The 19,093-nt window shown below is 74.0% G+C and carries 19 protein-coding genes; 6 read left to right on the top strand and 13 right to left on the bottom strand.

From position 1 onward, the window contains the following. Positions 1-39: 39 nt before the first annotated feature. A complete protein-coding gene (locus IE326_RS07715) occupies positions 40-1,314 on the bottom strand; it encodes an MFS transporter (RefSeq protein ID WP_150231030.1) in 1,275 nt (424 codons plus the stop codon). 62 nt (positions 1,315-1,376) lie between these two features. On the opposite strand from IE326_RS07715, the gene IE326_RS07710 reads away from it, so the two are divergent. Then, positions 1,377-2,366, top strand: coding sequence for a LysR family transcriptional regulator (locus tag IE326_RS07710; RefSeq protein WP_051804451.1), 990 nt, complete (start codon positions 1,377-1,379; stop codon positions 2,364-2,366). Here IE326_RS07710 and IE326_RS07705 read toward each other — a convergent pair. Then, positions 2,352-3,131: an alpha/beta hydrolase gene (locus IE326_RS07705; protein WP_150231031.1), complete on the bottom strand. Its 780-nt coding sequence runs from the start codon at positions 3,129-3,131 to the stop codon at positions 2,352-2,354. The genes IE326_RS07710 and IE326_RS07705 overlap by 15 nt on opposite strands. A gap of 88 nt (positions 3,132-3,219) precedes the next feature. Further along, on the bottom strand, positions 3,220-4,020 hold the full coding sequence (locus IE326_RS07700) for a GNAT family N-acetyltransferase (RefSeq protein ID WP_190041140.1): 801 nt from the start codon (positions 4,018-4,020) through the stop codon (positions 3,220-3,222). Between the two features lie 271 nt (positions 4,021-4,291). Here IE326_RS07700 and IE326_RS07695 point away from each other — a divergent pair, with 271 nt between their 5' ends. Then, positions 4,292-5,446 (top strand): adenosine deaminase, encoded by a 1,155-nt coding sequence (locus tag IE326_RS07695; protein ID WP_150231034.1) that lies wholly within the window; start codon positions 4,292-4,294, stop codon positions 5,444-5,446. Positions 5,447-5,633: 187 nt separating this feature from the next. Further along, positions 5,634-6,026 carry a hypothetical protein gene (locus IE326_RS07690; RefSeq protein ID WP_190041139.1) on the top strand — a complete coding sequence of 131 codons (393 nt, stop codon included), beginning with the start codon at positions 5,634-5,636 and terminating at the stop codon, positions 6,024-6,026. Between the two features lie 79 nt (positions 6,027-6,105). Here IE326_RS07690 and IE326_RS07685 read toward each other — a convergent pair whose 3' ends face one another. The 5 genes from IE326_RS07685 to afsQ1 form a co-directional block, all read right to left on the bottom strand. Next, positions 6,106-6,315 carry a PspC domain-containing protein gene (locus tag IE326_RS07685; RefSeq protein WP_170313861.1) on the bottom strand — a complete coding sequence of 70 codons (210 nt, stop codon included), beginning with the start codon at positions 6,313-6,315 and terminating at the stop codon, positions 6,106-6,108. An 89-nt stretch (positions 6,316-6,404) separates the two neighbouring features. Further along, positions 6,405-6,986 (bottom strand): VanZ family protein, encoded by a 582-nt coding sequence (locus IE326_RS07680; protein WP_190041138.1) that lies wholly within the window; start codon positions 6,984-6,986, stop codon positions 6,405-6,407. A gap of 39 nt (positions 6,987-7,025) precedes the next feature. Beyond that, positions 7,026-7,640, bottom strand: a complete 615-nt coding sequence (locus tag IE326_RS07675) for a hypothetical protein (RefSeq protein ID WP_150231043.1) — start codon at positions 7,638-7,640, stop codon at positions 7,026-7,028. After that, the gene (locus IE326_RS07670; RefSeq protein ID WP_506417382.1) at positions 7,637-9,274 is read right to left on the bottom strand and encodes an ATP-binding protein; all 1,638 of its coding nucleotides are present in this window, start codon (positions 9,272-9,274) and stop codon (positions 7,637-7,639) included. Before IE326_RS07670 ends, IE326_RS07675 begins: the two co-directional genes overlap by 4 nt. Further along, on the bottom strand, positions 9,172-9,849 hold the full coding sequence (gene afsQ1 / locus IE326_RS07665) for a two-component system response regulator AfsQ1 (protein WP_190041136.1): 678 nt from the start codon (positions 9,847-9,849) through the stop codon (positions 9,172-9,174). The genes IE326_RS07670 and afsQ1 overlap by 103 nt, the downstream gene beginning before the upstream one ends. A gap of 171 nt (positions 9,850-10,020) precedes the next feature. Between afsQ1 and IE326_RS07660 the strand changes: the two genes are divergently transcribed. Further along, complete coding sequence (locus tag IE326_RS07660; RefSeq protein WP_150231049.1) at positions 10,021-10,737, top strand: SigE family RNA polymerase sigma factor; 717 nt, start codon at positions 10,021-10,023, stop codon at positions 10,735-10,737. Positions 10,738-10,895: 158 nt separating this feature from the next. Here IE326_RS07660 and IE326_RS07655 read toward each other — a convergent pair whose 3' ends face one another. Continuing rightward, positions 10,896-11,591, bottom strand: a complete 696-nt coding sequence (locus IE326_RS07655; protein ID WP_150231051.1) for a uridine kinase family protein — start codon at positions 11,589-11,591, stop codon at positions 10,896-10,898. Positions 11,592-11,643: 52 nt separating this feature from the next. Between IE326_RS07655 and IE326_RS07650 the strand changes: the two genes are divergently transcribed. Then, positions 11,644-12,048: a hypothetical protein gene (locus IE326_RS07650; RefSeq protein WP_030762928.1), complete on the top strand. Its 405-nt coding sequence runs from the start codon at positions 11,644-11,646 to the stop codon at positions 12,046-12,048. 12 nt (positions 12,049-12,060) lie between these two features. On the opposite strand, the gene IE326_RS41425 is transcribed toward IE326_RS07650, so the two are convergent. The 4 genes from IE326_RS41425 to deoC all read right to left on the bottom strand — a co-directional run bounded on the left by IE326_RS41425 (position 12,061) and on the right by deoC (position 16,844). After that, positions 12,061-13,482 carry a TerD family protein gene (locus IE326_RS41425; RefSeq protein WP_190041135.1) on the bottom strand — a complete coding sequence of 474 codons (1,422 nt, stop codon included), beginning with the start codon at positions 13,480-13,482 and terminating at the stop codon, positions 12,061-12,063. A 77-nt stretch (positions 13,483-13,559) separates the two neighbouring features. Beyond that, on the bottom strand, positions 13,560-14,450 hold the full coding sequence (locus IE326_RS07640) for an aldehyde dehydrogenase family protein (protein WP_190041134.1): 891 nt from the start codon (positions 14,448-14,450) through the stop codon (positions 13,560-13,562). Then, complete coding sequence (locus tag IE326_RS07635; RefSeq protein WP_150231057.1) at positions 14,443-15,879, bottom strand: aldehyde dehydrogenase family protein; 1,437 nt, start codon at positions 15,877-15,879, stop codon at positions 14,443-14,445. The genes IE326_RS07640 and IE326_RS07635 overlap by 8 nt, the downstream gene beginning before the upstream one ends. 5 nt (positions 15,880-15,884) lie before the next feature. Next, positions 15,885-16,844: a deoxyribose-phosphate aldolase gene (gene deoC / locus IE326_RS07630; protein ID WP_150231059.1), complete on the bottom strand. Its 960-nt coding sequence runs from the start codon at positions 16,842-16,844 to the stop codon at positions 15,885-15,887. 379 nt (positions 16,845-17,223) lie between these two features. Between deoC and IE326_RS07625 the strand changes: the two genes are divergently transcribed. Then, positions 17,224-18,876: a hypothetical protein gene (locus IE326_RS07625; RefSeq protein WP_190041133.1), complete on the top strand. Its 1,653-nt coding sequence runs from the start codon at positions 17,224-17,226 to the stop codon at positions 18,874-18,876. Positions 18,877-19,093: the final 217 nt, after the last annotated feature.

The following is a 19,093-nucleotide window of genomic DNA, read 5'->3' as shown; positions in this document are numbered from 1 at the left end:
CGGGACCGGAACCGTGACGGTACGGTCATCCGAGCGTGCTCAGGCCGTCACCGGACGGATCCGGCGGGCCTCGGCGCGGGCGCTGTGCGTCCCGTACAGGGTGATCGAGACGACGCCGGCCACCGCCACCAGACCGATCGTGACGGTCCCGGCCCAGCCGCCCGCGTGGAAGGCGACCGCGCCGAGCGTGCCGCCCGCGCTGGAGCCCAGGTAGTACGCGGACTGGTAGAGCGCCGACGCCTGCGCGCGGCCCGTCTTCGCCGTCCGGCTCACCGAGGACGAGGCCACCGCGTGGCCCGCGAAGAAGCCGGCCGTGATGAGGACCAGACCCGCGAGGACCGCGGCCAGCGACGCGGAGAGCGAGAGCAGCAGGCCCGCCGCCGTGGTGGAGACCGCCAGGTAGAGCGCCCCGCGCCGGCCGAGCCGGCCGACCAGCCGGCCCGCCGCGGCGGACGACGCCGTACCCACCAGGTAGACCAGGAAGATCGAGCCGATCACGCCCTGCGGCAGCGAGAACGGCGCCTCGGCGAGGCGGTAGCCGATCACCGTGTACACGGCGCCGAAGACCGTCATGAACAGCGCGCCGATGCCGTACAGGCGCATCAGCAGCGGATCGGCGAGGTGCCCCCTCACCGTGGCGGCGAGCGCCTTCGGGTTCAGCGTGCCGGGGGTGAAGTGCCGGGCCTTCGGCAGCAGCGCCCGGAAGGCGAGCGCGCACACCAGGGAGGTCAGGCCGACGGCGGCCAGACCCGCCCGCCAGCCCCACAGCTGCGCCACCCAGCCGGTGACGATCCGGCCGCTCATGCCGCCGATCGAGTTGCCCGCGACGAAGAGGCCGATGGCGCCGATCAGCGCCCGGGGCCGCACCTCCTCGGCCAGGTACGCCATCGCCGAGGCCGGCAGTCCGGCCAGCGCCGCGCCCTGGAGCGCCCGCAGCGCGATCAGGACCTCCAGGCTGGGCGCGAAGGGCACCAGGAGCGCCACGCCGACCGCGACGGAGAGGGAGGCGGTCATCATCGCGCGCCGGCCGAAGCGCTCCGACAGCGCGCTGAGCGGCAGCACGCACAGGGCGAGCGCGCCGGTCGCGGCGGAGACGGTCCAGGAGGCGGCCGAGGCGGTGGCGCCGAACTCGGCGGAGATCGCCGGGAGGAGGGCCTGGGTGGAGTAGAGGAGCGCGAAGGCGGCGAGTCCGGCGGCGAAGAGCGCGAGGCTCATCCGGCGGTGGCCGGGGGCGCCGGGGGCGAGACGGGTGTCGGCGGCTGCGGGGGCGGCGGACGCGAGGGTGGCGTCCGCCTCGGTACTGGCGGGAGGCATGCCACGAACGTAGGCCGCCCGGTTTCATGCGTCCAATGCATGGAACTGCTGTAATCGTTCCCATGGCGCATGAGTACAGGTCACAGCCTCGCCTGTCACCGAACAGTAACGAAGAAGACATGGGGCTGCTGCTCGCGCCCCGGCTCGCCTACTTCGCCGCGGTCGCCCGGCAGGAGCACGTGACCCGGGCCGCGGCCGAGATGGGCGTGCCCCAGTCGACGCTCTCGCGGGCCGTGGTCCGGCTGGAGGAGGACCTCGGGGTGGCGCTCTTCGCCCGCCGGGGCCGCACGGTCTCGCTCACCCCCGCGGGCCGCCGCTTCCTGGCCGCCGCCGAGCGGGCCCTCGCCGAGGTCGAACGGGCCGCCGACACCGTACGGGCCGACGCCGACCCCACCGCGGGCCGGGTCGCCTTCGGCTTCCTGCACACCATGGGCTCGGAGACCGTGCCGGCGCTGATCCGGGCCTTCCGGGCGGACCACCCGAGGGTCCGCTTCACCCTCGTCCAGAACTACGGCGAGGCGATGATCGAACGGCTCCGGGCGGGCGAGCTCGACCTCTGTCTGACCTCGCCGGTGCCGGACGCCCCCGACCTCGTCGGCCGCCGGCTCGACGAGCAGCGGCTGCGGCTCGTCGTCCCCGACGACCACCGGCTGGCCGGCCGCCGCCGCATCCGGCTCGCCGAGGCCGCCGAGGAGACCTTCGTGACCCTGGAGCCGGGGTACGGGCTCCGCCGCATCACCGACGACCTGTGCGCGGAGGCCGGCTTCACGCCCCGGATCGCCTTCGAGGGCGAGGAGGCCGAGACCCTGCGCGGCCTGGTCGCGGCCGGCCTCGGGGTGGCGCTCCTGCCGCCGCCCGCGGTGGCCCGCCCCGGGGTCGTCGAGCTGACGGTCACCGCGCCGCGCGCGGTCCGCGAGATCGGCGTGGCCTGGCTCGACGGCCATCCGGACACCGCCCCGGTGGCCGCCTTCAAGAAGTTCCTGCTGAGCCGCCGCGGCCACCTCCTGCCGAAGGAGGCGCGGCCGCCGCGGGAGGACTCAGCGCCGGCGTGAGCCGCTGCCGAAGCCGGCCGCCAGCGGCATCCGCAGGCCGATCGGCGGCGGGGCCGCCATCGCGTCCGTCAGAGGCCGGGTCACCGGGCGGGCGAAGAGCGCGCCGAGCACGAAGTCGGCGGCGAGCGCCCGCACCTCGTCGGCGTACTGGCGCAGCCCGTGCCCGTCCGTGTGCACCTCGAAGCGGCAGGTCTCGCGGTTCGCCTTCTTGGCGCGCGCCGCGAAGCGGAAGGACAGCTCGGGGTCGGTGCGGGCGTCGTCGGTGCCGTGCACGATGAGCACCCGCCGGCCGGTCAGCTGCCGCACGGGCTCGGGCTCGGCGGCCACGTCGTCCTCGGGCAGCCAGGGCGCGAGCGCGAGGACCGCGCCGACCGCCGGGTGCCCGGCCGCCCGCAGCGCCGCCCGGGCGCCCATCCCGTGGCCGATCAGGCAGACCGGTACGTCGCCGTAGCGCCGTACCGCCTCGGCGACCGCCCAGGAGGCGTCCGCCGCGAGCTCCGCGTCGGGGCCGTTCCAGCCGCGCCGCCGGTAGCGCACCACCTGGGCGACCAGTCCCTCCGACCGCCCCGCGCGGGCGAGTTCGCGCCCCATCGGCAGTGCGGCCGCGTGCGCCCGGGCCGACGCCCGGCGCTCCGACACCGGCTCCCCGTCCGGCAGGAGCAGCACCACGCCGCCCACCGCCGTCGCCGACCTCGACATCCCGACAGGCCGACCGAGCCGGGGTCTCCGGCCGTCGGCAGTCCCCACCAGTGCGTACTGCGCCATGACGGAACATTCTCAGAATCCGAGGTGTACGGCAGTCGTACGCGCGGTCTCTGTTACATATCGCCGCGGGGGCGAACCGCCGTCCGCTCTACGCGCGTTCGAAGACGTGGACGGTGCCGATGGCGGTGAAGCCCCGCCGCCGGTACCACTCGTGGGGCCAGTCGGCGGTGTGCGCGGTGAGGAAGCGCAGCCCGCAGCCCGCCTCCGCCGCGAGGCGCAGCGCCGTGTCGAGGACCCGCCCGGCGTGCCCCTTCCCCCGGTGCTCCCGGCTCGCGACCAGGTCCTCGACCTGCCCGATCCCCTCCTCCCGGTCGAGGTAGAGGTCGGCCCAGGCGGCGGGCTCGCCGCCCTCGGCGCCCTCCGTGCCCTCGGTGCACGAGGCGAGGAAGCGGACGTCCCCGGCCCGGAGCCGGGCCGCCCGCCGCTCCACGAGGTGGTCGACCACCTCGGCGGAGACCTCGGGGAGGAGGTCCCGCCAGGAGGCGGCGACCGGTGCGCGCAGCGCGTCGAGGCCCACCTCCCTGGCCCCGCCGTCCGCCGGCACCGGGCCGGTGTGCCGCATGACGTAGGTGGACCCGGTCGTGTAGCCGGCCGCCTCCAACGGCCCCCGGCACGCTCCGGCGAGCTCCTCGTCGAGCACGTACGCCAGCCGGTGCGGGAGGTGGCCGAGGAGCGCGTCGAGCCGGCCGGGGAGCGCCTCCGGGTCGGTGGGGCCGGTCACCATCGCGTGGTTGTCGCCCCGGGAGTGCGCGTAGGCGTCGTCCAGCGCGACGAAACCGCCGGGGAAGTCGAGGGTGCGGGCCGCCCGCCGGCGGTGGAAGCCGGCCATGAAGCGGTGGACGCGGAGCAGTTCGGCGGCGTGCGGGAGCGGGGGCGGGGGCTGGGTCATGGGGCGAGGCTAGGCGCGGGGACGGCCCGGCGCACCGGAAAAACAGCGGGGCGGGCCGGGGCGGCGGGGCCCGTACCGGGAGGGAGGCGGTGCGGGCCGGGGGCGGCGGGCCCGTATCCGGGAAGCGGTGGTGCGGGACCGGAGGGGGAGCGGAGTCCGTACCGGGGAAGCGGTGGTGCGGGACCGGAGGGGGCGGAGCCCGTACCCGAAAAAACGGCCGTGAGGATCACGGCACGGCGCGTTCTACGCGCGTAGGGGCTAGAGTGCGAAAATGACGAGCCAGACATCCCACGTCCCCACCGCGGACCAGATCCGCCGTGCCCCGAAGGTGCTGCTCCACGACCACCTCGACGGCGGACTGCGCCCCGGCACGATCATCGAACTCGCCCGCGAGCAGGGCTACTCGAAGCTCCCCGAGACCGAACCCGACAAGCTCGGCATCTGGTTCCGCGAGGCCGCCGACTCCGGCTCCCTGGAGCGCTACCTGGAGACCTTCGCGCACACCTGCGCCGTCATGCAGACCCGCGAGGCCCTCTTCCGCGTCGCCGCCGAGTGCGCCGTCGACCTCGCCGAGGACGGCGTCGTCTACGCCGAGGTCCGCTACGCCCCCGAGCAGCACCTGGAGGCCGGGCTGACCCTGGAGGAGGTCGTCGAGGCGGTCAACGAGGGCTTCCGCGAGGGCGAGCGGCTGGCCCGCGAGGCCGGGCACCGGATCAGGGTCGGCGCCCTGCTCACCGCGATGCGGCACGCGGCCCGCTCCCTGGAGATCGCGGAGCTCGCCAACCGCCACCGCGACGACGGCGTCGTCGGCTTCGACATCGCGGGCGCCGAGGCCGGCTTCCCGCCCACCCGCCACCTCGACGCCTTCGAGTACCTCAAGCGGGAGAACAACCACTTCACCATCCACGCCGGCGAGGCCTTCGGCCTGCCCTCGATCTGGCAGGCGCTCCAGTGGTGCGGCGCCGACCGGCTCGGCCACGGCGTGCGGATCATCGACGACATCGAGGTCGCCGACGACGGCTCGGTGCGGCTCGGCCGCCTCGCCTCGTACGTCCGCGACAAGCGGATCCCGCTGGAGATGTGCCCCACCTCCAACCTCCAGACCGGCGCCGCCGCCTCGTACGCCGAGCACCCCGTCGGGCTGCTCCGCAAGCTCCACTTCCGTGCGACGGTCAACACCGACAACCGGCTGATGAGCGGCACCAGCATGAGCCGGGAATTCGAGCTCCTGGTCGACGCATTCGACTACACGCTCGACGATCTCCAGTGGTTCACGGTCAATGCGATGAAGTCCGCGTTCATTCCTTTCGATGAACGGCTCGCCATGATCAATGACGTGATCAAGCCCGGATATGCCGAACTGAAGTCCGAGTGGCTTTTCCGGCAGACCGCCACGACCAGCGCTTCTTCCGGTCGGGAGGGCTGAGCAGAGGGGAGGCGAAAGGGCCCGGAACCGCCGGGAGGGTGCGACACCCGGCGGTCTCGCGGTGTTTGCGGAGCCGAGGGGGGACGGTTAGTTTGCGGAGCTGCTGTGCATATCCGGATTCCCCTGTTCCGGATTTCTCCACCTGATGTCCCGAAGCTCAGCTCCCCAAGCCAAGGAAGATCCTCAGATGAAGCAGTCTGCCGCCAAGAAGCTCGGTGTCGCCGCCCTCGGCGCCGCATTCGCCGCTGCCGCCGCCGGCACGGCCTCCGCGGCCCCGCTCCCGGCACCGCTCGACGGCGTCGACGCGCTGTCCACCGTCGGCCAGGTCGCCCCGCTCGGCGAAGGCCTCACCACCCTCCCCGACGGAGCGGGGGAGTCCCTCGGCGCCGGCCAGGGCGCCCTCGGCCAGGGCCTCGACCAGGGCACCAAGGCCCTCCCCGGCGCCGCCGGCCAGGTCACCCAGAACCTGCCCACCGACGCCGCCGCCGGCGCCCTGGGCGCCACCCCGCTCGGCGCCGCCACCGGCCTCCTCGGCGGCACCGGCCTGCTCGGCGGCCTGCCGATCGGCGCGCTGGGCTGACCCCCACCGCACGTGCCGAAGGGGCGCGCACCCGGGAGACCGGGTCCGCGCCCCTTCGGCGTGGTCGGGACGGCGCGGCCTACCAGGCGGCCGCCGTCTTCCCCGTCCGGGACTCGCCCGGCAGCAGCACCCACAGCGCCACGTAGAGCAGGAACTGCGGACCGGGCAGCAGGCACGAGGCCAGGAAGACCAGACGCATCGTCGAGGCGGAGGTGCCGAAGCGCCGGGCGAGCGCCGCGCACACCCCGCCGAACATCCGGCCTTCACGCGGGCGGACAAGTGCGGCCATGGTGGGCTCCTTCGTCGATCCGGGCGACCGCTCCTCCGGGCCTCCCAGTGACTCCATGGTGCCGCCGGACCCCGGCCTTCGGCGTCGGTCTACCGGGCGATCGGAACCCTGGGAATCCTCGGGGTACGACCCTGAGCCGGATCGCTCCCGGCCACCACCCGACCCCGGCCGAAGCCCCGGCCCCGGCCCTGACCCCGCCCCTGCCGGGCCGCCCGCCGGCGCAGCCGCGCCCGCGCCGCCGGCACCACCAGGAGGTGCGCCAGCGCCACCCCGAGCGTGTTCAGGAACACCGAGTCCACGTCCACGACCTGCCCCGGCACCGCCGTCTGCAGCAGTTCGAGGGCCAGCGACACCAGCGCCCCCGCCGCCACGGTCCGGGTCAGCGACCCCCACCGCGACACGTCGAGGCGCCCCTCGCACATCGGCAGCAGCACCCCGAGCGGGGCGAGCAGCAGCAGTCCCCCGGCGATCAGCCGGGCCGCCTCGGCGGGCCCGAGCGCCAGATCGGCCCGCAGTCCGGCCAGCGGCACCGTGTTCGGGGCGGTCACCCAGGCCACGTCGCGTGGCAGGAGCCCGACCCAGGAGACGAGCAGCAGATGCGCGACCAGGAACACGAACCCGGTCACGCGGACGACCACGGCGGCGTTCCCGCCCGAACCTTGACGCTGCACGCCCCCCAAGACGCGGCCCGCGCGGGGAACGGTTCCGCTTCAGCCCGCCGGCGTCGCCGCGGCCGACGGCACGGGCGCCGTCGGCGGGGCCGACTCCGGGCGCTCCCGCAGCTGCGTCGTGCACCGGTAGCGCTTCGGCGGATACGCCCCCGGACCCGCGAGGAGCACCGTGTGCCCGCCCGCGCCCGCCGAACTCTCCGCGAAGGTGCACACCAGCTGCGACAGCGCCGCGGGCGCCAGGTCCTCCGGCTGCCGGCTCAGCCGCAGCGTGCCCTCCGGATCGCCCGCCCGGCCCGCCGCCACCGACAGCGGAGCCCGTACCGCCGTGGTGAAACCGGCCTGCCGCTCCGCCTCCGGCGGCTCCGCGAGGAGCTGCGCGAGCAGCGCCGACGCCGTCCGCACCGGATCGCCGCTCACCTTGTCCTCCGACTGCGGCGACCTGCGGTCCACCGGCTCCAGCTGCGACCCGCACACCAGGAACGCCCGCACCGGCACCCCCGGCTCCGGGGCCGAGGACTCCGGCACGTCGCACGGCACCCGCGACGGGGCCGCGCCCGCGTCCACCGGCACCGACGTCGTCCTGATCCCGCATCCCGTGACCGGCAGCGCCAGCAGCGCCAGCGCCACCGCCGTCAGCGCCGTACGCGCCCTCACTCGTCCACCCCTTCGCCCGGCCGGGGACCGGTGTCCCCGGTGCGGTCGGCCGCCGACGCGTCCCGGGGCAGCCGCAGCGTGAACACCGCGCCGTCCACGGCGCCGTCCGCGCCCACCGAGTTGGCGGCGGAGATCGTCCCGCCGTGGATGAGCGCGTTCTCCATGGCGATCGACAGGCCGAGGCCGGAGCCGTCCGACCGGGGCCGCTGGGCGCTCGCCTTGTAGAAGCGGTCGAAGACGTGCGGCAGCACCTCCTCGGGGATGCCGGGCCCGTGGTCGCGCACGGTGATGACCAGCTCGTGGTCGTCGGTGTGCACCGACACCCGCACCGGGGAGCCGCCGTGCTTCAGCGCGTTGCCGATCAGGTTCGCCAGGATCACGTCCAGGCGCCGCGGGTCGAGCGGCACCACGATGCCGCGCTCCGCGTCCAGGTCCACCGCGTCCAGCCAGGCCCGCGCGTCGATGCACGCGGTGATCTGGTCGGCGATGTCCACCTCGTCCAGGACGAGCCGGGCGGTGCCCGCGTCGAAGCGGGTCACCTCCATCAGGTTCTCCACCAGGTCGTTCAGCCGCCGGGTCTCGCTCACCACGAGAGCCACCGCCGGGGCGATCATCGGGTCCAGCGAGTCCTGTTCGTCCTCCAGGACCTCCGTCACCGCCGTCAGCGCGGTCAGCGGGGTCCGCAGCTCGTGCGACATGTCGGCGACGAACCGCCGGGAGGACTCCTCCCGGGCGCTCATGTCCGCCACCTTCTTCTGGAGGTTCTCCGCCGCGCTGTTGAAGGTCCGCGACAGGTCGGACAGCTCGTCCGCACCGGTCACCCGCAGCCGGGTGTCCAGCTTGCCCTCGCCGAGCTGCCGGGCCGCCTCGCCGAGCCGCCGCACCGGCCGCAGCACGGTCGACGCCGCCACCTGCGCGAGCAGCACCGAACCGATCACCGCGAGCCCGGTCGCGATCCCCAGCGACCACGCCAGCGAGTTGAGGTCGGCCCGCTCCGCCGCGAGCGACTTGAACATGTAGCCGGCGGGCCCGCCGCCGTCGATCCGCGTCCCGCCGACCAGGTACGGCGTCCCGCCCCGCTCGGTCCGCTGCCAGAACAGGTGGTACGCGTACGGGTTGGCGTCCGTCACCGGGCGCCGGGTGTCCACCGCCTCCCGCAGCGCCACCGGCACGTCCGCCAGCGTGAACACGTCCGGGTCCGAGGCGCCCACGATGGGCTTGCCCGCGGCCCGCTCGCCGAGCAGCAGCACCTGGTAGCCGCCCCCGCCCGCGGTCATCTCCTCGGAGGTGCGCCGCAGGTCCTCCTGGGTCGGCCGCAGCGGCAGCGTCGCCACCCGGTTCTGCATCTCCTGCCGGAAGGCGTTCAGCGAGCTGTCCTGGGTGCGCTTCAGCACCGCCTCGCGGTTCAGCCAGTACGCGATCCCCGAGGCCGACACCGCGGCCGTCAGCGCCACCAGCGCGAACACCACGACCAGCCGCAGGCGCAGGCTGGAGAGCCGCAGCCGGGCGAGCACCCCCTTGTTCCCCTTCGTCACGCAGGGACGTCCAGCCGGTAACCGACGCCCCGCACCGTGCGGATCAGGGTCGGCGAGGACGGCACGTCCTCCACCTTCGCCCGCAGCCGCTGCACGCACGCGTCCACCAGGCGCGAGTCGCCCAGGTAGTCGTGCTCCCACACCAGCCGCAGCAACTGCTGCCGGGACAGGGCCTGTCCGGGCCGCCGGCTCAGTTCGAGCAGCAGCCGCAGCTCGGTCGGGGTCAGCTGGAGGTCGAGCCCGTTCTTCGTCACCGTCATCGCGGCCCGGTCGATCACCAGCGACCCGAAGGTCGCCGAATCCGTCGACTCCCGCTCGCCGCGCCGCAGCACGGCCCGGATCCGGGCGTCGAGCACCCGCCCCTGCACCGGCTTCACCACGTAGTCGTCGGCACCCGACTCCAGGCCCACGACCACGTCGATGTCGTCGCTGCGCGCGGTCAGCAGGATGATCGGCAGCTGGTCGGTGCGGCGGATCCGCCGGCACACCTCGAACCCGTCGATGCCGGGCAGCATCACGTCGAGCACGACCAGGTCGGGCCGCTGCTCCTTCAGCAGCAGCAGGCCGTCCTCGCCCGACGCGGCGGTGGCCACCCGGTGGCCCTGCCGCGACAGGGAGAGTTCGAGGGCCGTGCGGATGGCGTCGTCGTCCTCGATCAGCAACAGAAAAGGCACGGTCGCCATTCTGGCTCATGAGCCGTCCGAGATCGACCGCCCGGAGGCGCGCTTCCGTCACCGCCCCTGTGACACGCCTGTGACAGTCGGCGGACAACGCCATGAAGTCCGGCGGGCAAGCTTCTTGGCACACGGACCGAAACACTCACTCCGAACGACGGGGGGCGCGAGATGAACACACTGCACGGCACCACCAACAGCGCAGTTGTCACGCGTCTCCACGACGTGCGGAGCACCGAGAAGTCCGGGGGTGTGAACGGACGGGGGTGCGTTCGTACCGTCGGACGTCAGCGCAAGGCGCCCTACATGGTCGCCGTCGCTGACGGGGGAGCGGTGTACGGGGAGGCCACGGGGGAGCGTTCCTGCTCGGAGGCCGAGTTCACGGCCTACGTCCAGGAGCGCCGGGCCTCCCTGTACGCCACCGCCTACCACCTGACCGGTGACCGTTTCGAGGCCGAGGACCTGCTCCAGAGCGCGCTGTTCTCCACGTACCGCGCCTGGGAGCGGATCAGCGACAAGGCCGCCGTCGGCGGTTACCTGCGCCGCACCATGACCAACCTGCACATCAGCGCCTGGCGCCGGCGCAAGGTCAGCGAGTACCCGACCGAGGAGCTGCCGGAGACGGTCGGCGAGACGGACGCGATGCGCGGCACCGAGCTGCGCGCGGTGCTGTGGCAGGCCCTGGCCCGGCTGCCCGAGCTCCAGCGGACCATGCTGGTGCTGCGCTACTACGAGGGCCGGACCGACCCGGAGATCGCGGAGATCCTGGACATCAGTGTCGGCACGGTGAAGTCGAGCATCTGGCGCTCGCTGCGGCGACTGCGCGAGGACGAGGTGCTGAGCTTCGGCCGTGACGAGGAGGAGTCCTTCGGCGAGCTCGTCGCCTGAGGGATCACGGGGGGAAGCACGGGGGAACCGGCTCCAGGGGGGATCTGGAGCCCACGGGGGAAAGAAACGAAGCGGGTCGTACGAGTCCGGGGGGTCTCGTACGGTCCGCTTCGTGCTGTCCGCTCCGTGCCGCGTCCGGGGCGCGTCGGGGTCAGCGGTCAGCGGTCCGCCGGGGTGCGGTGCCGGCCCGCCGCCGCGGCGGCGAGGCGGCCCAGCGCCTCCGGCTTGGCGCAGGCGTGGGCGCCCAGCGCGGTCTGCCGGGCGACGATGGCGCGCTCGGCCCGCATCAGGCGCCAGCCGCGGCGCAGCAGGAACGGCACCGACTTGCGGCCCTCCTTCAGGTCGCGCAGCAGCCGGCGGCGGAAGGTCGTCGACGGGCGGCCGCGCAGGCAGAGCGCGTCGGCCAGCACCCCGAGCTCCCGGCAGCGGTCCACGATCTCGGCGGCGAAGATGCCCTCGGCGATGAAGAGCGGGGTCCGCTCGATGTCGAGGCGGTCGCTGCCGGTGCGGGAGCTGGTGGCGATGGAGTAGACGGGGACGTCGGTGCGGCCGGTGCGGCACAGCTCGGTGATCGCTGCGACGGCGGCGTCCGCGTCCCAGGAACGCGGCGAGTCCCAGTCGATGTCCGTGGAGCCGTCGACGAGGGGGAGCGTGGGATCGCCCGTCTCCTTGTAGAAGTCGTCGAGGCGCAGGACCGGGAGGCCGGTGACGGCGGCGAGGGACGACTTGCCGGAGCCGGAGGGGCCCGCGAGCAGGACGACCCGGGTCGGGATCGGTTGGGAACTCACGGAACACCAGTGTGAGGCATTACCCCGTCCAGGGGACCATCGAGGAGGGCCGTTGGTATCGAGCATCACACCTCCACTACGGTCGGTGTCCGCCCGATCACCCCCCGGAAGGATCCCCATGGCGCGTCACGCAGAGCCGAAGGCCCCCCGTCGCGGCCTCCTCCTCAAGGCCGGTCTCGGCCTCACGGCGGCCGGTGCCGCCGTGCTCGGCGCGGGCGCCGCGGCCCAGGCCGCGCCGGGCGCCGCCGTGCCGCTGCCGGTGGACTCGCTGACCCGCACGGACGCCGGCGCGGCCGGGGCGGGCGCGCTGTCCGGCGTCACACACGGGGTGGGCCCGCTGACGCGGCTCCAGCTCGACCCGCTGGCCAACACCGGCGTCGACCCGCTGGCCAACGGCATCGGCACCCAGATCGCCGACTTCAAGCCGGTCGGCACCAACCTGCTCACCGACCACGTCACGAAGGGCGGGGCCGTGGCCGACCTGCCGGTGGCGGGCCCGCTGACGCAGAAGCTGCTTCCGTAGGGCCCCTGCCCCTCAGTGCCTCGCGCGGCGCAGCCAGCCCAGTGCCCCGCGGGGCTCGGCCGACTTCATCGGCCGGTCGGCGTTCCGGCCGCTGCTGTGGGGCCGCACTTCCTTCAGGCGAGCGGTCCAGGGGGCGTCCGCGGCGGACACGTGGACGAGGAGCGGGCCCTCGGGCAGCGGCAGGGTCTCCTTGCGCGCGCCGATCTCGTTGACGACGGCCCGGCCGGGCTCGGGAAGGGCGGTGGGGTCCGTGTGCCCCGCCAGCCGGTGGAGGTGGACGATGAAGTTGCCGCCGCCCTTGTAGTGGAAGGCGACGTCGGCCGTCCCCCGGGTGTGGAGCAGGACCTCGGGTCCCCATGCCTCCAGCCGGCTCTCGGTCAGACGCCGGGCCTCCGCCAGCGGCAGGATCCGCACCTGCCAGGGGCCGCCCGCCTCCAGTCGCAGGCGCAGGCGTCCGTGCGCGGGGACGGAGGCGATCACCCGGCCCCGGAAGTCCTTCTCCGTGCTGTTGACGAGGTAACGCCCCTTGGCGTTGGAGTCGTCGAGGGGCCACAGCCCGGTGTAGTGCTCGCCCTTCACGGCCAGTTCGACCATGACGGGACCGGGCGGGAGGTCCTCCACGGTGATCACGTCGTTGTCCCGGCCGGTGACGGTGCGCGGCTTGAAGACGGGCCCGCAGGTCCAGGCCGACGGGTCGGGCGGCGGCACGGACGGGGCGGACGCCGGCGGGGACCCGGGCTCGGCCCCGGCCTGCCGCTGGGCCCGGGCCAGGGCCCGGATCTGGTCCGGGGTCATGTCCAGGAGCTGGTCACGGGTGGGGCGCCGGCCCTGCGCCGGGACGTCCGCCGGGGCCTCCGTCCGCGCCTCCGCCGGTGCCGGGGCCTCCGCCCGGGCCGGAGCGGCGGGGGCCGGGACGTCCGCCGGGGCCTCCTGCGGTTCCTCGCCCACGTCCACCCCGTGGTCCACCGCCAGGCCGGTCAGCCCGTCGACGTACCCCTGGCCCACTGCGCGGAACTTCCAGCCGCCCGAGCGGCGGTACAGCTCCGCGACGACCATCGCCGTCTCGGGGCCCGCGTCGGTGACCTCGTACGCCACGACCGTCCTGCCGTCCGGCCCGAGGACCTCCACGGACAGGGCGCGCGCGTCCCGCAGGGCGCCCTCCTCCGTCGACGCGACGACGAGGACGCGGGCGACGGCCTCCTCGACGCCCGTGAGGTCGGTGTCCAGCCACACCGTGCCGTCCTCGCCCGCGGCGAGCCGCACCGCGCCCGACGCGTGCGCCGGAGCGCCGTCGAACACGATGTCGGCGTCCCCCCGGACCCTGCCCCGCTCCGTCACGAGCAGCGCCGCGACGTCCACCCCGCTCCCGACGGCGACGCGCAGCGCCGCCGTCGGGACGAAGGCGTTGTCCCCCTTGATCAGTCCCCTCAGCATGACCGGATCATCCGGTCCCTCACGGGCGTGCGCAAGGTCCCCGGGTGCGGACGCCCGGGGACCTCGCGCGGACGGGGTCAGTACGAGGAGCCGGAGGCGCCCAGCGAACCGGTGGGGTGCCAGACCGTCTTCGTCTCCAGGAACGCGGTCATGCGGTCCGTGCCGGGGGACTCGGCGAAGTCCTCGGTGCGGGGGCGCAGGACGCGCTTCAGGTTCTCCGCCGCCGCGATCTCCAGGTCGCGGGCCAGGTCGGCGTCCGCGCCCGTCAGGTCGATCGCGTTGACGTCACGGTGGGCCGCGAGGTGCGGGCCCATCTCGGACGCCTTGCCGGAGAGGATGTTGACCACGCCGCCGGGGAGGTCGGAGGTGGCCAGGACCTCGCCCAGGGAGAGGGCGGGGAGCGGGGCCTTCTCCGAGGCGATGACGACGGCGGTGTTGCCCGTCGCGATGACCGGGGCGATCACCGAGACCAGGCCCAGGAAGGACGACTCCTGGGGGGCGAGCACGGTGACGACGCCGGTCGGCTCCGGGGTGGAGAGGTTGAAGTAGGGGCCGGCGACCGGGTTGGCGCCGCCGACGACCTGGGCGATCTTGTCGGTCCAGCCGGCGTACCAGACCCAGCGGTCGATCGCGGCGTCCACCTGGGCCGCCGCCTTCGACTTCGACAGGCCCTCGGCGTCGGCGACCTCGCGGACGAACTGGTCCCGGCGGCCCTCCAGCATCTCGGCGACGCGGTAGAGGATCTGGCCGCGCAGGTACGCGGTCGCGCCCGCCCAGCCGCCCTGCGCCTTGCGGGCGGCGACGACCGCGTCACGGGCGTCCTTGCGGGAGGACAGCGGGGCGTTCGCCAGCCAGTTGCCCTTGGAGTCGCTCACCTCGTACACCCGGCCGCTCTCGGAGCGGGGGAACTTGCCCCCGACGTACAGCTTGTAGGTCTTGAAGACGGAGAGTCGGGTCTGCTCAGACATCGAGGTAGGCCTCCAGACCGTGGCGGCCGCCCTCGCGGCCGAAGCCCGACTCCTTGTAGCCGCCGAAGGGCGAGGTCGGGTCGAACTTGTTGAACGTGTTGGCCCAGACGACACCGGCGCGGAGCTTGCCGGCGACCGCGAGGATGCGGGAGCCCTTCTCCGTCCAGATGCCGGCGGAGAGGCCGTACTGGCTGTTGTTGGCCTTGGCGACGGCCTCGTCCGGGGTGCGGAAGGTCAGCACCGACAGGACCGGGCCGAAGACCTCGTCGCGGGCGATGGTGTGCGCCTGGGTGACGTTCGTGAAGAGCGTCGGGGCGAACCAGTAGCCCGCCTCCGGGAGGTCGCAGGGGGCGGTCCAGCGCTCGGCGCCCTCCGCCTCGCCCTGCGCCACCAGGGAGGTGATGCGGGCCAGCTGCTCCTCGGAGTTGATGGCGCCGATGTCGGTGTTCTTGTCGAGCGGGTCGCCGAGGCGGAGCGTCGACAGGCGGCGCTTGAGGCTGTCCAGGAGCTCGTCCTGGATCGACTCCTGCACCAGCAGGCGGGAGCCCGCGCAGCAGACCTGGCCCTGGTTGAAGAAGATGCCGTTGACGATGCCCTCGACGGCCTGGTCGATCGGGGCGTCGTCGAAGACGATGTTGGCGCCCTTGCCGCCCAGCTCCAGCGTGACCTTCTTGTCGGTGCCGGCGACCGTGCGGGCGATCTGCTTGCCGACGGCCGTCGAGCCGGTGAAGGCGACCTTGTTCACGTCCGGGTGCGCGACCAGCGCGGCGCCGGCGTCCCCGTACCCGGGGAGGATGTTGACGACGCCCTTCGGCAGGCCCGCCTGGCGGCAGACGTCCGCGAAGAACAGGGCGGAGAGCGGGGTCGTCTCGGCCGGCTTCAGGACGACCGTGTTGCCGGTCGCGAGGGCCGGGGCGATCTTCCACGCCAGCATCAGGAGCGGGAAGTTCCAGGGGATGACCTGGCCGGCCACGCCCAGCGGGCGCGGGTTCGCGCCGTAGCCCGCGTGGTCGAGCTTGTCGGCCCAGCCCGCGTAGTAGAAGAAGTGCGCGGCGACCAGGGGGAGGTCCGCGTCGCGGGTCTCCTTGATCGGCTTGCCGTTGTCCAGGGTCTCCAGGACGGCCAGCTCGCGGCTGCGCTCCTGGATGATCCGGGCGATCCGGAAGAGGTACTTGGCGCGCTCGGCGCCGGGCAGCGCGGACCACTTCTCGAAGGCCCTGCGGGCGGCCTTCACCGCGCGGTCCACGTCCGCCTCGCCCGCCTGGGCGATCTCGGACAGGACCTCCTCGGTGGAGGGGGAGACGGTCTTGAAGACCTTGCCGTCGGCCGCGTCGGTGAACTCGCCGTCGATGAACAGGCCGTAGCTCGGGGCGATGTCGACGACCGCGCGCGACTCGGGCGCGGGGGCGTACTCGAAGGGGGAGGTCATGTCGATCAGTCCACCGTCACGTAATCGGGGCCGGAGTAGTGGCCGGTCGCCATCTTCTGGCGCTGCATCAGCAGGTCGTTGAGCAGGCTGGAGGCGCCGAAGCGGAACCAGTGGTTGTCCAGCCAGTCCGCGCCCGCCGTCTCGTTGACCAGCACCAGGAACTTGATGGCTTCCTTGGTGTTGCGGATGCCGCCGGCCGGCTTCACGCCGATCTGCACGCCGGTCTGCGCGCGGAAGTCGCGCACCGCCTCCAGCATGAGCAGGGTGTTCGCCGGGGTGGCGTTGACCGCGACCTTGCCGGTCGAGGTCTTGATGAAGTCGGCGCCGGCCATCATGCCGAGCCAGGAGGCGCGGCGGATGTTGTCGTACGTGGACAGCTCGCCGGTCTCGAAGATCACCTTCAGCCGGGCGCGGTCGCCGCACTCGGCCCTGATCGCGGCGATCTGGTCGTGCACCTCCAGGTAGCGGCCGGCGAGGAAGGCGCCACGGTCGATGACCATGTCGATCTCGTCGGCGCCCGCGGCGATCGCGTCGGCGGTGTCGGCGAGCTTCACCGGGAGGGCGGCGCGGCCCGCCGGGAAGGCGGTGGCGACCGAGGCGACCTTGACGTCCGAGCCCGCGAGGGCGGCCTTGGCGGTGGCCACCATGTCGGGGTAGACGCAGACGGCGGCGGTCGTCGGGGTCGTGCGGTCGGTCGGATCGGGGTGGACGGCCTTGGCGGCGAGGGCCCGGACCTTGCCCGGGGTGTCCGCGCCTTCGAGCGTCGTCAGGTCGATCATGGAGATGGCCAGGTCGATGGCGTACGCCTTGGCCGTGGTCTTGATCGAGCGGGTGCCGAGGGACGCGGCGCGCGCCTCCAGGCCGACGGCGTCGACGCCGGGCAGCCCGTGGAGGAAGCGGCGCAGCGTGCTCTCGGACGCGGTCACGTCGGCGAAAGCTGCTGCTGCGGTGGCAGTGGTGGGCATGGTCACCAGTCGAGCATATCTACGCGCGTAGCGACCTGTACAGGGGAGCCCGGCCGGGGAGGCCCGTGGCCGAGGCGGGGGCGGGGTCGGGTCAAGGGCGAGGCGGTGGTGACGGAGGGTGGGGCCGGGGCAGGTCGGAGGCAGGGCGGGGCCGGGGGGCGTCGAACCGGCGCGCGGGGGCGTGAACGGGGGCGCGTGAAAGGTCCGTCGGGAGTGGTGACGGCTGTCACACGCCCGTGACACGGAGCAGACGGATCCCCCATACGAGATCTTTAGATTCTTTATCAGCAGCCAGCGAGAACTCACCGGCCCTCCCCGAGGAGATGTCAGCGGCATGCGGCTCTGCTCCATCCACCACCGATCTTTCTCGGGAGTCGTTATGCGCACCGCCCTTCGCACCGCCCTCGCCACCGCGCTCGTCGCCGGTGTCGCAGCCGCCCCGGCCCTCGCTGCCGGCAGCGCCTTCGCCGCCGGGACGACCCCGGCGCCGAAGACCGCGGCGACCGCCACGCCCGCGCCGAAGGCCGCCGCGAAGGCCGGGACCGGTACCGCCGCTGCCTCCGCCGACGCCCCGCTCCGCACCGTCCGGCTGGCCGGCGGACTGTCGGCCGAGGTGTACGAGAGGGGTGACCAGCACCCCTACTACACCGCCACCGTCCTGAAGAACGGCCGGGTGCTCGACGAGCTGAAGGCCGGCGCCGGGTACGGCCAGTCCGACACCCGGATCATCGAGGGCCACAAGGTGACCCTGACCGCCGGTGGCCAGGTGACCGCCGTCGCCCACGACCCCGCCGCGGGCACCCTGCTCCGCACCGTCCAGTTGGCCGGCGGCCTGTCGGCCAAGGTCTACGAGAAGGGCGACCAGCACCCGTACGTCACCGCCACCGTCCTCAAGGGCGGCGCGGTGCTCGGCGAGCTGAAGGCCGGCGCCGGCTACCCGCAGAAGGAGACCAAGGTCTTCGCCGGGTACGCGGTGACGCTGACCTCCGACGGCAAGGTGACCGCCGCCGCGACCACCCCCGCGAACGGCGGCCCGGTCCGGACCCGGACCCTCATCGGCGGCGCCACCGTCAAGATCTACAAGATCAACGCCGACCACCACCGCGCCGAGATCCTCCGCGGCGGCCGGATCGTCGGCCGCCTGGACGCCAACACCCGCCCCGCCGCCGCCAACGACAACGGCGAGTTCCTCGTCCTCCGCTCCGACGGCACCACCCACAACTGGGTCGGCAACTACCGCCCCGGCGCCACCCCCGGCATCTACCGGCTCGCCGACGGCACGGTCCTGGAGCTGGCCAGGCGCGACGGCCGCTACGGCCTCCAGCAGATCGTGGACGGCAAGGGCCGCGGCTTCACCTACCTCGCCGGCGACCGCCAGGTCTGGTTCTACGGCAAGGCCGTCGTCGTCCTGGAGCGCGACGGGGGCTTCGCCGCCTTCGTGCCCGGCGCGGCCCGGCAGGCCGCCCCGCAGCCGTACGGCATGGGCGGCGGCGGCCAGGGCGAGCAGCGCCCGGTCGACACCGACCCCGACGCCCTCGGCGAGTGCACCGTCACGAAGTTCGTCGACATCGGCGCGGGCACCGGCGCCAAGCTGATCATGAGCCCGAAGGGCCCCAAGGCGAAGCTGATCAGCGCCGGCGACGAGAAGGTCATCGCCGTCCTCGACCGCGCCCACCCGTCGCTCCCGAAGAGCGCCGGCATCGTCGCCCGGATCGTCGACGCCCACGGCACCGCCCCGTCCCTCTACACCAAGACCCAGGGCGGCGGCGTGACGGGCGGCACCCAGGCCTTCCCGAAGCTCCCCAAGGGCTGCAAGCTCAACACCGTGACCGGCACCGCGCGGGGCACCGGCATCGCCCCGCAGGGCGGCCAGACCTCCGTCGTCCCGCGGGGCGGCGTCGCGGCCGGCGCCGAGCTCGCCGCCGAGGACCGCTCCGCCGCGCCGGTCGCGGCCGGTGCCGGAGCCGCCGCGCTGGCCGCCGGGGTCGGCTTCACCGTGCTGCGGCGCCGTGCCGCCGCGAACCGGGGCTGACCCGTACGCCCCCGGCCGCCCGACCCGTACGCCCCCGGCCGTACGCCCCGTACGCGCACCGCTCCACGCCCCTGACCCGAGCCCGGAGCGTCCCGCCCCATCCCGGCCCGGCCGGCCGTCGCCACCCCGTGACGGCCGGCCGGCCGCCGTACCGCCCCTCGCCGCACGGTGCTCCTCGCCGTACCGCGTCCTCCCCGCCGTCCTGATGTCTCGCCGC

The sequence above is a fragment of the Streptomyces filamentosus genome (genome assembly GCF_014654895.1).
GTDB classification, from domain to species: domain Bacteria; phylum Actinomycetota; class Actinomycetes; order Streptomycetales; family Streptomycetaceae; genus Streptomyces; species Streptomyces filamentosus.
Note: the sequence above shows the minus strand (reverse complement) of the source record. Positions and strands in the feature narration are given on the sequence as shown.

Bases quoted from the DNA above. Each gene is read 5' to 3' on its own strand.
- IE326_RS07635 (WP_150231057.1), bottom strand. From the start codon at position 15,879: ATGACCTCCCCCTTCGAGTACGCCCCCGCGCCCGAGTCGCGCGCGGTC.
- deoC (WP_150231059.1), bottom strand. From the start codon at position 16,844: ATGCCCACCACTGCCACCGCAGCAGCAGCTTTCGCCGACGTGACCGCG.
- IE326_RS07660 (WP_150231049.1), top strand. From the start codon at position 10,021: ATGAACACACTGCACGGCACCACCAACAGCGCAGTTGTCACGCGTCTC.
- IE326_RS07695 (WP_150231034.1), top strand. From the start codon at position 4,292: ATGACGAGCCAGACATCCCACGTCCCCACCGCGGACCAGATCCGCCGT.
- IE326_RS07715 (WP_150231030.1), bottom strand. From the start codon at position 1,314: ATGCCTCCCGCCAGTACCGAGGCGGACGCCACCCTCGCGTCCGCCGCC.
- IE326_RS07710 (WP_051804451.1), top strand. From the start codon at position 1,377: ATGGCGCATGAGTACAGGTCACAGCCTCGCCTGTCACCGAACAGTAAC.
- IE326_RS07700 (WP_190041140.1), bottom strand. From the start codon at position 4,020: ATGACCCAGCCCCCGCCCCCGCTCCCGCACGCCGCCGAACTGCTCCGC.
- IE326_RS07625 (WP_190041133.1), top strand. From the start codon at position 17,224: ATGCGCACCGCCCTTCGCACCGCCCTCGCCACCGCGCTCGTCGCCGGT.
- IE326_RS07690 (WP_190041139.1), top strand. From the start codon at position 5,634: ATGAAGCAGTCTGCCGCCAAGAAGCTCGGTGTCGCCGCCCTCGGCGCC.
- IE326_RS07705 (WP_150231031.1), bottom strand. From the start codon at position 3,131: ATGGCGCAGTACGCACTGGTGGGGACTGCCGACGGCCGGAGACCCCGG.
- IE326_RS07655 (WP_150231051.1), bottom strand. From the start codon at position 11,591: ATGCTCGATACCAACGGCCCTCCTCGATGGTCCCCTGGACGGGGTAAT.
- IE326_RS07685 (WP_170313861.1), bottom strand. From the start codon at position 6,315: ATGGCCGCACTTGTCCGCCCGCGTGAAGGCCGGATGTTCGGCGGGGTG.
- IE326_RS07640 (WP_190041134.1), bottom strand. From the start codon at position 14,450: ATGTCTGAGCAGACCCGACTCTCCGTCTTCAAGACCTACAAGCTGTAC.
- IE326_RS41425 (WP_190041135.1), bottom strand. From the start codon at position 13,482: ATGCTGAGGGGACTGATCAAGGGGGACAACGCCTTCGTCCCGACGGCG.
- IE326_RS07650 (WP_030762928.1), top strand. From the start codon at position 11,644: ATGGCGCGTCACGCAGAGCCGAAGGCCCCCCGTCGCGGCCTCCTCCTC.